Source organism: Streptomyces sp. B3I8, from assembly GCF_030816915.1.
Lineage (GTDB): Bacteria > Actinomycetota > Actinomycetes > Streptomycetales > Streptomycetaceae > Streptomyces.
Window position 1 is genome coordinate 2,309,587 of the sequence record NZ_JAUSYN010000002.1, and the last position, 14,321, is coordinate 2,323,907.

Below are 14,321 nucleotides of genomic sequence, written 5' to 3' on the forward strand. Positions count from 1 at the left end.
CCCTCTTGGGCGCCTTTCGGCTCGGGCTGTCCTGTTGTGAGGCGGCTGCGGGCGCGTGGTGGCCCGTCGCGCGCCCACGCGGCGGAGCCGCAGATCGACGCGGCCCCCTGAACAGGGCGCGGCCCCGGTGCCTGGAGGCTCCGGGGCCACGCTTGCCGTCAAGGGCGTTATGCCTGCGGGAGGCGGTCCAACTGGGCCCGGAGGCGGGTGATGTCCTCCTCCGCCTTGGCGAGGCGGCCGCGGATCTTGCCGACGACCGGCTCGGGGGCCTTGGCCAGGAACCCCTCGTTGCCCAGCTTGGCCGTCGCCTGGGCCTTCTCCTTCTCCGCCGCCGCCAGATCCTTGGCGAGCCGCTTGCGCTCCGCCGCCACGTCGATCGTGCCGGAGAGGTCGAGGGCGACCGTCGCCCCAGCGACCGGGAGCGTCGCCGTCGCGGTGAAGGCGTCGCCCTCCGGCGTGAGGCGCAGGAGCTGGCGGATGGCGGCCTCGTGCGGGGAGAGGGCCGTACCGTCGAGGCTCAGCCGGGCCGGAACCCGCTGGCCGGGCTGCAGGCCCTGGTCGGCGCGGAAGCGGCGGACCTCGGTGATGACCTGCTGGAGCGTCCCGATCTCCCGCTCGGCCTCGGCGTCGCGGAAGCCGCCCGGCGCGTCAGCGCCAGGAACCAGCACAGCCGACGGCCACGCGGCGATGACGACCGACTCGCCGCCCGTGAGCGTCGTCCAGAGCGTCTCGGTGACGAACGGGACGATCGGGTGCAGCAGGCGCAGGGTGACGTCGAGGACCTCGCCGAGGACCCGCCCCGAGACCTGCGCGGCCTCGCCGCCGGCCATGAACGTCGTCTTGGACAGCTCGACGTACCAGTCGAAGACCTCGTCCCACGCGAAGTGGAACAGGGCGTCGGAGAGCTTCGCGAACTGGTAGTCCTCGTAGAGCGCGTCGACCTCGGCGACGACCGAGTTGAGGCGGGAGAGGATCCACCGGTCCGTGGACGACAGCTTCGAGGCGTCCGGCAGCGGGCCGTCGACGGTCGCGCCGTTCATCAGCGCGAACCGCGTGGCGTTCCAGATCTTGTTGGCGAAGTTCCGGGAACCCTGGACCCAGTCCTCGCCGATCGGGACGTCGACGCCGGGGTTGGCGCCGCGCGCGAGGGTGAACCTCACGGCGTCGGAGCCGTACTTGTCCATCCAGTCCAGCGGGTTGACGACGTTCCCGTAGGACTTGGACATCTTCTTGCCGTTCTGGTCACGGACCATGCCGTGCAGGGCGATGGTGCGGAACGGCGGGGTGCCGTCCATCGCGTAGAGACCGAACATCATCATCCGCGCGATCCAGAAGAAGAGCAGGTCGTAGCCGGTGACCAGGACGGAGTTCGGGTAGAACTTCGCGAGCGACTCGGTCTGTTCGGGCCAGCCCATGGTGGAGAAGGGCCACAGTCCGGACGAGAACCAGGTGTCCAGGACGTCGGAGTCCTGCCGCCAGCCCTCGCCGGTGGGCGGCTGCTCGTCGGGGCCGACGCAGACGACCTCGCCGTTCGGCCCGTACCAGACCGGGATGCGGTGGCCCCACCACAACTGGCGCGAGATGCACCAGTCGTGGAGGTTGTCGACCCAGTCGAAGTACCGCTTCTCCATCTCCTGCGGGTGGATCGTGACCCTGCCGTCGCGGACGGCGTCACCGGCGGCCTTCGCCAGCGGGGCGACCTTGACCCACCACTGCAGGGACAGGCGCGGCTCGATGGTGGTCCTGCAGCGCGAGCAGTGGCCGACGCTGTGGACGTACGGCCGCTTCTCGGCGACGATCCGGCCCTCGGCGCGCAGCGCGGCGACGATGGCCGAGCGGGCCTCGAGCCGGTCCAGGCCCTGGAAGGGGCCGTGGACGGTGATGACGGCGTGCTCGTCCATCACGGCGATGGACGGCAGGTCGTGGCGCCGGCCGATCTCGAAGTCGTTCGGGTCGTGAGCGGGCGTCACCTTGACGGCGCCGGTGCCGAACTCGGGGTCGACGTGCTCGTCGGCGACGACCGGGATGGAGCGGTCGGTCAGCGGCAGTTTGACGAGCTTGCCGACCAGGTGCTTGTAGCGCTCGTCCTCGGGGTGGACGGCGACGGCCGTGTCACCGAGCATCGTCTCCGCGCGGGTGGTGGCGACGACGATGGTCTCGTCGCCCTCCCCGTACGTCATGGAGACCAGCTCGCCGTCGTCGTCCTGGTAGTCGACCTCGATGTCCGAGATCGCGGTCAGACAGCGGGGACACCAGTTGATGATGCGCTCGGCGCGGTAGATCAGCTCGTCGTCGTAGAGCCGCTTGAAGATCGTCTGGACGGCCTGGGACAACCCCTCGTCCATCGTGAACCGCTCACGGGACCAGGCGACGCCGTCGCCGAGGCGGCGCATCTGCCCGCTGATCTGCCCGCCGGACTCGGCCTTCCACTGCCAGACCCGCTCGACGAAGGCCTCCCGGCCGAGGTCGTGGCGGGACTTGCCCTCCTTGGCGAGCTCACGCTCGACGATGTTCTGCGTGGCGATGCCGGCGTGGTCCATACCGGGCTGCCACAGCGTCTCGAAGCCCTGCATGCGCTTGCGGCGGGTCAGGGCGTCGATGAGCGTGTGCTCGAAGGCGTGCCCGACGTGGAGCGAGCCGGTGACGTTCGGCGGGGGGATGACGATGGTGTACGGCGGCTTCTCGCTCTTGGCGTCGGCCTCGAAGTAACCCCGCTCGACCCAGCGCTCGTACAGCTTCCCCTCTACCTCGGCCGGCGCGTACTGGGTCGGCAGTTCGGTGCTGGGCGCTGTGGGCTGCTGCGATGCGTTCTCGGTCACCCGCTCAGTTTAGAGGTGTCACGGGCCGGTTCTGAAACGCGTTTGTTCTGTAACGGTGCGGCCCCCGCCGCCCCCGGGGCATGGCGCTTCCGTCAGGATGACAGGGGCCACACAGGAAACCGAGGGGGAACCCAGAGATGAGCCACAACCAGCCGGGCCCGTACGGCGGGCAGCCGCAGCAGCCCGGGCCGTACGGTCAGCCGGGACCCTACGGTCAGCCGCCGCAGGCCCCGCAGCCCGGCTACGGACAGCCGCCCCAGACCCCGCCGCAGCCCGGTTACGGCTACCCGCAGCAGCCGCAGGGCGTACCGCCGCAGCAGCCGAACCCTTACGGCCAGCAGCAGGCCCCGCAGCCGGGTTACGGGCAGCAGCCGTACGGTCAGCAGCCCTACCCGCCGCAGCCGGCGGCGCCGGGCGGCGGCAAGAAGAAGACCGGGCTGATCATCGGTGCGGTGGCCGTGGTCGCGGCGATCGCCGTGGGCGCGTACTTCGTGATCGGCGGCGACGACGGCGGCAGCGCCTCGGTCGCCGACGACGGCCCGCACAAGCTGGTGACGCCGGCCGCGGTCGGCGACTACGCCAAGGCGGACGGTCTGACCACCGACAGCGACGGCGGCCCCACCGGGACCAGCGACCCGGCGAAGCTCAAGACGATCGGCATCGAGAACGGCCATGTCGTCAAGGCCACGTACACCGCCGGTCCCGGCACCAGCGGCAGGATCATGTCGTTCAACGGCGCCTACGGGGACATCAAGGACCCGGAGGCCACGATCGACGCGGGCTTCGCCAACGCCCACAAGACGTCGAGCACGGGCGACAACAAGGAGAAGATCTCCTGGAAGGGCAGCCCGGCGGCCGTCGAGCCGAACGGCCTGGACGGGGCCCTGATGAAGTGCCAGACGGCACACATCACCGAGGGCGCGCAGAGCCTGGACATGCCGATCTGCGTGTGGGCCGACCACAGCACCTACGGCGTGGTCAACGGCTTCGACCTGACGTCCTCCAAGACGGGGGCCGGCATCCCGCAGGACAAGGTGTCCGCGTTCGGCACCGAGCTGCGCGGCAAGGCACGCGTCAAGGCCTGACGAAGGCGCACGGCATACGACCGCACACGAAGGGGCGCCCGGCGGACTGCCGGGCGCCCCTTCGTGTGCGCTGCTCGCGGGTGCGGGCGCGTCACGCCGACTTCCGGGTCGCGTTACGCCGACTTCTGCTCGCCCGGGCCGCGTCCGCGGGCGTCCCGCGGGATGAGCGTCGGGTTGACGTTGGAGTGGACGACGTCGGCGGTGATGACGACGCGGGCCACGTCCTTGCGGGACGGGATCTCGTACATCACGCCCTGGAGGACCTCCTCCATGATGGCGCGCAGACCGCGCGCGCCGGTCTGGCGCAGGATCGCCTGGTCGGCGATGGCCTCCAGCGCCTCGCGCTCGAAGTCCAGCTCCACACCGTCGAGTTCGAACAGCCGCTGGTACTGCTTCACCAGCGCGTTGCGCGGCTCGACGAGGATCTGCAGCAGGGCCTCGCGGTCGAGGTTGTGCACGGAGGTGATGACCGGGAGCCGGCCGATGAACTCCGGGATCATGCCGAACTTGACCAGGTCCTCGGGCATGATGTCCTGGAACTGGTCCTTGGACTCCAGCTCCCGCTTGGAGCGGATGGTGGCGCCGAAGCCGATGCCCTTGGCGCCCGCCCGGGACTCGATGATCTTCTCCAGTCCGGCGAACGCGCCGCCCACGATGAACAGCACGTTCGTCGTGTCGATCTGGATGAACTCCTGGTGCGGGTGCTTGCGGCCGCCCTGCGGCGGGACGGAGGCGGTGGTGCCCTCCAGGATCTTCAGCAGGGCCTGCTGCACGCCCTCGCCGGAGACGTCCCGGGTGATCGACGGGTTCTCGCTCTTGCGGGCGACCTTGTCGATCTCGTCGATGTAGATGATCCCGGTCTCGGCCTTCTTGACGTCGTAGTCGGCCGCCTGGATCAGCTTGAGCAGGATGTTCTCGACGTCCTCGCCGACGTAGCCGGCCTCCGTCAGCGCCGTCGCGTCGGCGATGGCGAAGGGGACGTTGAGCATGCGGGCCAGCGTCTGGGCCAGCAGGGTCTTGCCGGAGCCGGTGGGGCCCAGCAGGAGGATGTTCGACTTGGCGAGCTCGATCGCGTCGTCACGGCCCTGCGCGCCGCCGTTCTCGCCGGCCTGGACGCGCTTGTAGTGGTTGTACACCGCGACCGAGAGGGCCTTCTTCGCCGGCTCCTGGCCGACGACGTAGCCCTCGAGGAACTCGTAGATCTCGCGGGGCTTGGGGAGCTCTTCCCAGCGCACCTCGCTGGTCTCGGCGAGCTCCTCCTCGATGATCTCGTTGCAGAGATCGATGCACTCGTCGCAGATGTACACACCGGGGCCTGCGATGAGCTTCTTGACCTGCTTCTGGCTCTTGCCGCAGAACGAGCACTTGAGCAGATCGCCGCCGTCACCGATGCGTGCCACGGTGTGCTTCCCCTTCGCCTGGGAACCGCCTGGACGTCAACGTCCAGCGACTCCTGGTGCTGCCTTATGTCCGACGGTACCTTGCCGCGGCCCCCGTTCGGGCCCCCCTTGGCACGGTTCACTTCGACACACGGCTCACGTGAGGTGTGCCGAACCGAACCAAGGGGCGGCAGACGATACAGCTCCTGTGGAGGTCCGGGTTCAGCGGACCGAGTCGTTGTTCATCTTCCGGGTGGAGATGATCTGGTCGATCAGGCCGTAGGAGAGCGCCTCCTCGGCCGTGAGGATCTTGTCGCGCTCGATGTCCTCGCGGATCTTCTCGATCGGCGTGGTGGAGTGCTTGGCCAGCAGGTCTTCGAGCTGGGCACGCATCCGGAGGATCTCGTTGGCGGCGATCTCCAGGTCGGAGACCTGACCGCGGCCGGTCTCACTGTAGGGCTGGTGGATCAGCACCCGGGCGTTGGGCAGCGCCATGCGCTTGCCGGGCGTTCCGGCGGCCAGCAGGATGGCGGCGGCCGAGGCGGCCTGGCCCATGCAGACCGTCTGGATGTCCGGCTTCACGAACTGCATGGTGTCGTAGATCGCCGTGAGCGCGGTGAAGGAGCCGCCGGGGCTGTTGATGTAGACCGAGATGTCCCGGTCGGGGTCCATCGACTCCAGGCACAGGAGCTGCGCCATGACGTCGTTGGCGGAGGCGTCGTCGATCTGCACGCCGAGGAAGATCACGCGCTCCTCGAACAGCTTCGCGTACGGGTCGTACTCGCGCACGCCCTGGGAGGTGCGCTCGACGAAGCGGGGGATGACGTAACGGGATTCGGCGCGCGGGCCGGTGTACTCGGCCTCGGCGGCCTGTGTGGCCTGCAGACGGCCGTAGAGGCCGCGGCCGGGGAAGTCGTTCACGTAAATATCTCCTGGGGCCTGAGAGGGGCTGTGGCGGTCGGCTGGGGCGGTGACGCGTGGGCTCCGTCGCGGTCACGCACGCGGGGCGTGCGCGCGGACGGGAGCGCTCACGCCGCTCCGGTGCCTCCGCCGCCCGGCAAGCTGGCTGCGTGGGTGATGACGTCGTCGATGAGGCCGTACTGCTTGGCCTCGTACGCGTCGAACCAGCGGTCGCGGTCCGAGTCGCGGGTGATCTGCTCCACCGTCTGGCCGGTGTGGTGCGAGGTGAGCTCGGCCATGCGCTTCTTGGTGTGCAGCAGCCGCTCGGCGTGGATCTTGATGTCCGAGGCCGAGCCGGCCAGGCCGGCGGAGGGCTGGTGGATCAGGATCTCCGCGTTCGGCAGGGCGAAGCGCTTGCCCGGCGTGCCCGCGCTGAGCAGGAACTGGCCCATCGAGGCCGCGAGGCCCATGGCGATGGTGACCACGTCGTTCTTGATGAACTGCATGGTGTCGTAGATCGCCATGCCCGCCGTGATCGAGCCGCCGGGGCTGTTGATGTACAGGTTGATGTCCTTCTCCGGGTCAGCGGCGAGGAGCAGCAACTGTGCGGTGATCTTGTTGGCAATGTCGTCGTCGACCGGCTGGCCGAGGAAGATGATCCGCTCGCCGAGCAGCCGGTTGTACACCTGGTCGCCGAGGCCACCACCGATGGAGGGCTCGCCGGCGGCGGAGGGCATCAGATTCGTCACGTATCCACCTGCTCGTCTTACGACGGCGCCGGGCCGTCTCACGTGTTCTGCCGGGGCGCGGGCCGTCCGGCCGTATTCGGGGACTCCCCTGCCCTCGTACTCATGGACCCTAACGCGCGGGTCCCTCCGGGGAATCCCGCGCACGGGAGTGTTCGCTGTGAGCGCATGGCTCCGCCGGTGAGCGGGGGGTTGTGGGGCGGGCCCGGGCGGTGACGGCACAGGCCCTGCCCGCCCCCAGCCCCGGGACTCCGCCCCGGCCCCCGGGCTCCTTCTCGCCGTGGCCCCGCCGGCGGGGGATGGCCTGCGGGCCGGTGGGGCTGGTCGCGCGGGTCCCCGCGCCCCTGGGGGGCGCGGCGCTCGCCCGGCGGTCGGCAAGGGAACGGTGGGCCGGGGCCGCCCGTCGCGCGGCTCCCCGCGCCCCTTGAGGGCGCTTACGGGGGACGTCGGTGCCTCGTGCAATGCGGTGCGGTGCGGGCGCCCGGCTGAAGGGCGCGGGTAACTGCGCGACCGGCCCCCGTCGGGCCGCGGTCGGGCGCGTGCCTGGTGGCACACGGCGGTCCCCCGGAACGGGAACGGGCCCCGTGTACGACCACGGGGCCCGTTCCGGGCGTGCGGGGGGGGGGGGGGAGGGAGGAGAGGTCAGGACTCCTTGGAGTCCTCGGCCTTCTCCTCGGCGTCGGCGGCCTCGGGCGCCGTCTCCTCCTCGGAGCCGGCGGCAGCCGTCTCCGCCTCGTCCTCGTCGTCGCTCAGGTCGACGACCTCACCGTTGGTGTCCTTGACCGTCGCCGACTCGACGACGACCGCCAGCGCCTTGCCGCGGGCGACCTCGCCGACCAGCATCGGGACCTGGCCGCCCTCGACGACCGCCTGGGCGAACTGGTCGGGGGACATGCCGGAGCCGGCCGCGCGCCGCACCAGGTGCTCGGTGAGCTCCTCCTGGTTGACGTTGAGCTTCTCCTTGTTGACCAGCTCGTCGAGGACGAACTGCGTCTTGATGCCCTTGACCGCGGCCTCGCGGGTCTCGGTCTCGAACTCCTCGGCGGTCTTCTCCTGGAGCTCCAGGTACTTGTCGAGGGTGAGGCCCATCTGGCCGAGCTGGTGGTGCTCCAGGTTGTGCTTGCGGGTGTTGATCTCGTCCTCGAGCAGCTTCTCGGGGACGGGCACCTCGACGAGCTCCAGGAGCTTGTCGAGCACGCGCTCCTGGGCCTGCGTGGCCTGGTCGTACTCCTTCATGTCGGTCAGGCGCTTGCGGCTGTCGGCCCGCAGCTCCTCCAGCGTGTCGAACTCGGAGGCGAGCTGGGCGAACTCGTCGTCCAGCTCCGGCAGCTCGCGCGCGGCGACCTGGGACACCTTGACGGTGACCTCGGCCTCCTTGCCGGCCGCCGAGCCGCCCTTGAGCTCGGAGGCGAAGGTGGCCTCCTCGCCGGCGGACTTGCCCTTCACGGCGTCGTCGATGCCGTCGAGCAGCTCGCCCGAGCCGATGGTGTAGGAGACGTCCTTGGCGACGCCGTCCTCGAGGACCTCGCCGTCGACCTTGGCCTCCAGGTCCAGGGTGACGACGTCACCCTCCTCGGCGGCGCGCTCGACCGGGGAGGTGGAGGAGAAGCGCTCGCGCAGCTCCTCCACCGCCTTGTCGACGTCCTCGTCGGTGACCTCGATGGCGTCGACCTCGACCTCGATGCCGGAGTAGTCCGGGATCTCGAGGGCCGGGCGGATGTCGACCTCGGCGGTGAAGGACAGCAGCTCGTTGTCCTTCAGCTCCTTGATGTCGACCTCGGGCTGGCCCAGCGGGTTCAGCTCGGCCTCGTTGACCGCGTCGGTGTAGAACTTGGGGAGCGCCTCGTTGACGGCCTCCTCCAGCACCGCACCGCGGCCGAACCGCTGGTCGATGACTCGGGCGGGGATCTTGCCCTTGCGGAAGCCCTTCACCGTGACCTGCTGGTTGATCTTCTTGTACGCCGCGTCGAGGCTGTCCTTGAGCTCCTCGAAGGGCACCTCAACAGTGAGCCGAACCCGGGTCGGGTTCAGGGTCTCCACGGCGCTCTTCACGGTTCGGTCTCCTTGTGGCTGACTTCTTCGGGTTCTGCTGAACGCGCCTGCCGGAGATCGGGTGTACGACCGGGCAGGGCCTCAGCGGATTCGCGCCCTTGAGACAGCCGAGCCGTCCGTCCGGTGAGACGTGACTGTGCGGACACACGGGCGCGCATTCTGCATAGTAGCCGCAGGCCGCACACGCGCCCAAAGGCGATCTTGCCGAAGAGGCCCGAAGAGGTCCGGCGAGGTGACGAACGAGCCGGAGCCGGTGGTCGGGGTGGCGGGATTTGAACCCACGGCCTTCCGCTCCCAAAGCGGACGCGCTACCAAGCTGCGCCACACCCCGTCTGGTGCGACACGTAGGGTACATGCCCGGGCGCGACGCGCCGACCGCATTGCTCGCCGGGCCGCGCGGCGCCCCTCCGTGAGCCGCACGGGGGCGTACGGGTTGGCCTAGTCGGTGGCCCACCCGCTACGATGCGTGCGGTGCCGCGGTCACTGACCTGCGGCCCGACTGTGCGGGCGTAGCTCAATGGTAGAGCCCTAGTCTTCCAAACTAGCTACGCGGGTTCGATTCCCGTCGCCCGCTCCATACGCGTCAGGGCCAGGTCGGAGGTTCGATCCTCCACCTGGCCCTGGTCGTGTTCCAAGGGCGCGTGCAACAGGTTCAGTCGGCCATGTCCCCCGCGTACCCCTCCGGGTGGCCGGGTGCCTTCCGGCCCCGGTCGGCCGGGCCGGTCGGGGCGTCGGCGATCAGCCGACCACGGTCGGCGCCGGCGTGCTGGTGGATCAGCGATGTGCGGGCGGTGCCGGGGCCCGCGCGCCGTCGACTCCCGGTCACTGGCCGCGGTGGACACGGCGAGAGTGTTGCCCGTGTGGCGCAGATCATGCGGGCGGGTCACTCGGCGGGCAGGGCCTCTCGCATCGCCTTCGCGGTGGCCGTCGGGTCGTAGGTCTCCGGGACGCCTTCGACCAGGATGATGTCGCCCTCGATGTGCCGCGAGCGCAACGGTGCGATCTCCTGGTAGGCGGACGAGTCCCACCAGGCCCGCGCCTCGGTGATCCCGGGGAAGCCGATCACTACTACATGCCCGGGCCAGCTGCCCTCCTTCACCTCGTGCTGCGTGGCATGCACCAGGAAGCGCCCGCCGTGCGGCTCGAAGGTGGCGGAGATGCGCTCGACGTACTCGGCGATCTCCGGATGCGGAGCGGCCTCTCGCAGGTGGGCTATGGCGTAGGCGGGCATGGTGTCCTTCCGGTCGGTCGAGCTCCGTACGCCGGGAGCATGGCATGCCGACGCGTCGGGGTCGGTGACCCGACGGGTGGGCGGAGCCCGTCCGCACCCGCCGTAGCGACGGCGCACATGCCTCCCGGGTGCCCGCTCAGGCGGCACATGGCGGGGGATTTTCGGGGACCGTTGACGAGTGTTCGGGAACGCGCGGGTCAGCACCTTCCCCGGCCGGGCCCGGCCTGGTCACGCGATCCACTCGGCCGGCTGAGGGCTGTCCCGTGATCCCTGGTGGATCAGCGCGCGGCGTCGGATGCGGTGCATCGCGAGCCGGAGGGGCGTCCGCGTACTGGATGTATGCGGACGTTCCGACAACGCGGCGAGGTGCCGTAGCTGTCGTCGCACGTCCGCCACGGATTGCGGGACACCTCTTAGGCGAGTCCGTTTCCCGTCGCCCGCTCCGGTGCGGCCCAGGGCCCGATGCCGCTCCCTTCGGGGGCGCGGCCGGCCGGAGGCCGTCGTCGTGCGTGCGGCGGTGGCGGCCGGCCCGGTGGTCAGAGGGTGATCGAGTTGATCATGTCCGCGAGCGAGTTCATGAAGCGGTTGATCGACGGGGCCATACCGGTCGAGGCGAGGAAGAAGCCGAAGAGGACGGCCACGATGGCCGGGCCCGCCTTGATGGAGCCCCCTCGCACCATCACCACAAGGATGATCGCCAACAGCAGCACCACTGACAGCGAAATGGCCACAACAGATCACACCCTCGGTCGGTCCCGCTCCACCGGCCCGGGACGCCAACCCGGCGCGCCCCCGCCAGAACCATCGTGCCACCAACCGGCCGTACGTATGCGGCGCGTGAGACATCGTCGTGCGCCCGCGTCCATCGAGGCGCTCACGGGACGGGCACGCGCCCCGTGCGTGCGCCGCTCAACAAGCATGTGTCGCACGTGAATTCGAACAGCCGCCCGTGAGGGAATTGCCACGGATCGTTTCCATGTCCACACATCTCGTTCGCGAGTGATTTGAATTGCGCGGAGGCGCGGCGACGAATACGGGGCAAGCCCGTGGACGCCGGACGCGCACAACGGGCATCCCTCGGAAATCGGACGGTCCTCGCGTGCCCCCTTTGGGGGTCTTTCATCCTGCTTCATCGTGTGGAAGTAGGACACAACGCCCGCGTACGGTATGGGAATTGATGACGGTCCGACATACGACTCGGCTACCCCGGATGTGGCCCGGAACACGTGAGCCGCACTGTCAGGTTTCTGTGAATCGCGGGTATGCGCAGGCCATAACCAGGATTGGCCACAGGGGTTTTACTGAGCCCCGCAGACAGCGCTAGGGTGCCTCAAATGTTCTCCGCTGCCTCGTCCCCCGTATGCGCAGCGAGGTCCCGGTCACTCCCCCCGCCCCCCGCTCGCTGGGGGGTCCGGTGACCAACTCGCTGCGACCGCACGGTTCCTCCTCCCGCGTCCCGCTCCCCCCGGCCCGGCCGACGGCGGACGGGGTGCCCGGACCCCGCGACCCGCGACGCCCGCCCGACGCGACCACCGCGGGCGGTTCCCCCGCCGCCCGGCCGGCCGGCCGGCGTGACGCGTTCTTCGACAACGCGAAGTACCTGGCGATCGTCCTCGTCGCCATGGGGCACGCCTGGGAGCCGCTGACCGACCACAGCCGCGCCGCCGAGGCGCTCTACATGGTCGTCTACACGTTCCACATGCCGGCGTTCATCCTCATCTCCGGCTACTTCTCCCGCAGCTTCGACATGCGGCCCGACCGGCTCAGGCGGCTGATCACCGGCGTCGCCGTGCCGTACGCCGTCTTCGAGGTGGTCTACTCCCTGTTCAAGAGGTGGGCCGACCACGACCCCGGACATCCGATCAGCCTGCTCGACCCCTGGTACCTGACCTGGTTCCTCGTCGCGCTGTTCGTGTGGCGGCTGACCACCCCGCTGTGGAAGGTCGTCCGCCACCCGGTGCCGCTGGCGCTCGTCATCGCCTGCCTCGCCTCCGTCTCCCCCGACATCGGCGACGACCTCGATCTGCAGCGGGTGCTGCAGTTCCTGCCGTTCTTCGTCGTCGGCCTGTTCATGAGGCCGGAGCACTTCCGGCGGCTGCGCGGGCGCGCGGTGCGGACGGTGTCCGTGCCGGTCGTGGCGGGCGCGGTCGCCTTCGCCTACTGGGCCGGGCCGCGCATGAACTCCGCGTGGTTCTACCACCGGGACAGTGCGCAGGAACTGGGTGCGCCCTGGTGGGCCGGCGTGGTCATGACGCTCGCGCTGTTCGGCTGCTCGATGGTGCTCACGGGGTGCTTCCTCGCGTGGGTGCCGCGGCGGAAGACGTGGTTCACGGTGCTCGGCGCCGGAACCCTGTACGGGTACCTGCTGCACGGGTTCCTCGCGAAGGGTTCGCGGTTCTGGGGCTGGTACGACCATGCGTGGGCGCAGCAGGTGTGGGGTGAGGTGGCTGCGACGGTGGTGGCGGCTGCGGTCGTCACGGTGCTGTGTACGCCGCCGGTCCGCAGGGTGTTCCGGGTCGTGCTGGAGCCGGAGATGGGGTGGGCCTTCCGCACCTCCGGTGCGGGGGCCCGGGAGAAGAGCGCCTAGAGGGATGCGGGGGGCCTGTCTGCGGGCGGCTGCGGTTCGTGCGTGGCTGGTCGCGCGGTTCCCCGCGCCCCTGGAAGGGCGCGCCCCTTGCGGGGCTGTCCTACGCGCCCTTCAGGTGTCTCATCAGGCGTTCGAAGTCCTGCCAGGCCGAGAGGTCGGACGGGTCGCCGGGGAGGGGGTAGTAGAGGGACGGGCGGGTTCGGGGGCCCAGCTCTCTCGGTTTATCGCGCAGGGGGGTGTTGCGGGCGCGGTCGCCCGGCATCGTGCGGACCTCTTCCGCGCCCAGGGCGAAGGCGAGAGGGACGCCGGGGCCCTCGAAGCGGGGCGGGACCGAGAGGTCGCGGCGGGCGCGGCGGACCTGGGCCAGCATCGACTGCAGGTCGTGCCGGGTCGCCAGTACCTCCGCCGCCTTCGGTACCGCGTCCACCGGGACCTCCTCTCCCGGCCCGTAGCCGAACGCCAGCGTGACGTCCTCCTCCACGCCCCCCGTCGTACGGCTGACCCGCACCGTCGCCAGGCCCGGACGCTCGGGGGTGCCGACGACGACCAGCCAGGTCGGGGCGGGCGAACGTTCGTGGGCCACGTCGGTCAACTGGCGCAGGTTCCACGGCAGGTTGGCCGGTTCCTCGGTGCCCCAGCCCGCGGGGGGCTCGCCGGTGACCGCCTCCCAGACGGATTCCACCGCGCCGCCGAGCACGAGGCGGTCGTCGGCCGGGTGGATCGCCCGGAAGGAGAGCGCGAGTTGGCGTTCGCCGGTGTCGGCGGTGTCCGCGGCGAAGGTGTCGGCGACCGGGGTGCGCGGGTCGCGCGGGGTCGCCTCCGGGGACTCGACGGTGACGAACAGGCCGTTCTTCCACTCCAGTACGGCGCCGGAGAGGCCGTCGTAGTAGCCGTCCTTCTCGTCCTGCACCACCCACCGTGAGGGCCAGCCGGGCAGGCTGCCCCGGACGGCGGGCGAGAGCCGGGTACCGGCCGGGGTGACGATCTGCAGGCCGAGTTCGGCGGCGGCCGCCGCGCGCAGGGCGTCGGAGAGCCAGGCCGTCATGGCGACCACGGGGCGGTCCTGGATGATGACGGCGACCTTGTCGGTGAGCACGTCGACGGCCGGCTGGGCGGCGGCCGGGGTGGGCACCGCGCTGATCCCGTCGGAGTTCACCACGGCCAGCGACGTCGCCGCCTCGCGCGGCCAGGCGGTGCCGCCGACCAGACTGGCCACCCTCGCGGCGAACGTGCCCGCGAGCTGTTCGGCCTCGCGTACGCCGGTGGTGGCGCGGGCCTCCGTCCACCAGTACGGGACCTCCGGCTCGGTGGCGTCGAGCAGCCGCTCGGCCTCGCCGCGCACCTGGACGAGGAGCGGGGCCTCGACGGAGACCAGCGGGCGGCCCTGCTCGTCGCAGAGCTGCACGACCGCGCCGTCGCCCTCGGCGCCGACCAGTTTGTCCGGGCCGCCGGAGAGCAGCCCCGCGAGCACGCTCAGCGGATCGGGCATCTTGCGGGTGAGGGCGATGACGTCCTTGGTCAT

The 14,321-nt window shown here is 70.4% G+C and carries 11 protein-coding genes and 2 tRNA genes; 3 read left to right on the forward strand and 10 right to left on the reverse strand.

Features of this window, described 5'->3' with window-relative positions:
* Window positions 1-167: 167 nt before the first annotated feature.
* Window positions 168-2,819, reverse strand: coding sequence for a valine--tRNA ligase (locus QFZ64_RS12345; RefSeq protein ID WP_307065021.1), 2,652 nt, complete (start codon window positions 2,817-2,819; stop codon window positions 168-170).
* Window positions 2,820-2,956: 137 nt separating this feature from the next.
* Here QFZ64_RS12345 and QFZ64_RS12350 point away from each other — a divergent pair, with 137 nt between their 5' ends.
* Window positions 2,957-3,904 (forward strand): hypothetical protein, encoded by a 948-nt coding sequence (locus QFZ64_RS12350; protein ID WP_307065023.1) that lies wholly within the window; start codon window positions 2,957-2,959, stop codon window positions 3,902-3,904.
* 113 nt (window positions 3,905-4,017) lie between these two features.
* Here the strand turns inward: QFZ64_RS12350 and clpX are convergent, their stop codons facing one another.
* The 5 genes from clpX to QFZ64_RS12375 all read right to left on the reverse strand — a co-directional run bounded on the left by clpX (window position 4,018) and on the right by QFZ64_RS12375 (window position 9,312).
* The gene (gene clpX / locus QFZ64_RS12355) at window positions 4,018-5,304 is read right to left on the reverse strand and encodes an ATP-dependent Clp protease ATP-binding subunit ClpX (protein WP_307065025.1); all 1,287 of its coding nucleotides are present in this window, start codon (window positions 5,302-5,304) and stop codon (window positions 4,018-4,020) included.
* A 201-nt stretch (window positions 5,305-5,505) separates the two neighbouring features.
* Window positions 5,506-6,204: an ATP-dependent Clp protease proteolytic subunit gene (locus QFZ64_RS12360; protein ID WP_307065026.1), complete on the reverse strand. Its 699-nt coding sequence runs from the start codon at window positions 6,202-6,204 to the stop codon at window positions 5,506-5,508.
* Between the two features lie 107 nt (window positions 6,205-6,311).
* Window positions 6,312-6,932, reverse strand: coding sequence for an ATP-dependent Clp protease proteolytic subunit (locus tag QFZ64_RS12365; RefSeq protein WP_307065028.1), 621 nt, complete (start codon window positions 6,930-6,932; stop codon window positions 6,312-6,314).
* Window positions 6,933-7,571: 639 nt separating this feature from the next.
* Window positions 7,572-8,981, reverse strand: a complete 1,410-nt coding sequence (tig, locus tag QFZ64_RS12370; RefSeq protein ID WP_307065030.1) for a trigger factor — start codon at window positions 8,979-8,981, stop codon at window positions 7,572-7,574.
* Window positions 8,982-9,235: 254 nt separating this feature from the next.
* Window positions 9,236-9,312, reverse strand: a tRNA-Pro gene (locus QFZ64_RS12375).
* Window positions 9,313-9,484: 172 nt separating this feature from the next.
* Here QFZ64_RS12375 and QFZ64_RS12380 point away from each other — a divergent pair.
* Window positions 9,485-9,558, forward strand: a tRNA-Gly gene (locus QFZ64_RS12380).
* Between the two features lie 75 nt (window positions 9,559-9,633).
* On the opposite strand, the gene QFZ64_RS12385 is transcribed toward QFZ64_RS12380, so the two are convergent.
* From QFZ64_RS12385 to QFZ64_RS12395, 3 genes are all read right to left on the reverse strand, one after another.
* Window positions 9,634-9,807, reverse strand: coding sequence for a hypothetical protein (locus QFZ64_RS12385; RefSeq protein WP_307065032.1), 174 nt, complete (start codon window positions 9,805-9,807; stop codon window positions 9,634-9,636).
* Between the two features lie 57 nt (window positions 9,808-9,864).
* Window positions 9,865-10,212: a DUF1330 domain-containing protein gene (locus QFZ64_RS12390; RefSeq protein WP_307065034.1), complete on the reverse strand. Its 348-nt coding sequence runs from the start codon at window positions 10,210-10,212 to the stop codon at window positions 9,865-9,867.
* A 536-nt stretch (window positions 10,213-10,748) separates the two neighbouring features.
* Window positions 10,749-10,943, reverse strand: a complete 195-nt coding sequence (locus QFZ64_RS12395; protein WP_307065035.1) for a hypothetical protein — start codon at window positions 10,941-10,943, stop codon at window positions 10,749-10,751.
* Between the two features lie 683 nt (window positions 10,944-11,626).
* Between QFZ64_RS12395 and QFZ64_RS12400 the strand changes: the two genes are divergently transcribed.
* A complete protein-coding gene (locus QFZ64_RS12400; protein WP_307071667.1) occupies window positions 11,627-12,799 on the forward strand; it encodes an acyltransferase family protein in 1,173 nt (390 codons plus the stop codon).
* A gap of 100 nt (window positions 12,800-12,899) precedes the next feature.
* On the opposite strand, the gene QFZ64_RS12405 is transcribed toward QFZ64_RS12400, so the two are convergent.
* Window positions 12,900-14,321 carry a DUF6177 family protein gene (locus QFZ64_RS12405; protein WP_307065037.1) on the reverse strand — a complete coding sequence of 474 codons (1,422 nt, stop codon included), beginning with the start codon at window positions 14,319-14,321 and terminating at the stop codon, window positions 12,900-12,902.

What these genes read in the sequence shown, in the direction of transcription:
- QFZ64_RS12390 (WP_307065034.1), bottom strand. Translation starts at nt 10,212, where the DNA reads ATGCCCGCCTACGCCATAGCCCACCTGCGAGAGGCCGCTCCGCATCCG.
- QFZ64_RS12350 (WP_307065023.1), top strand. Translation starts at nt 2,957, where the DNA reads ATGAGCCACAACCAGCCGGGCCCGTACGGCGGGCAGCCGCAGCAGCCC.
- QFZ64_RS12405 (WP_307065037.1), bottom strand. Translation starts at nt 14,321, where the DNA reads ATGACCAAGGACGTCATCGCCCTCACCCGCAAGATGCCCGATCCGCTG.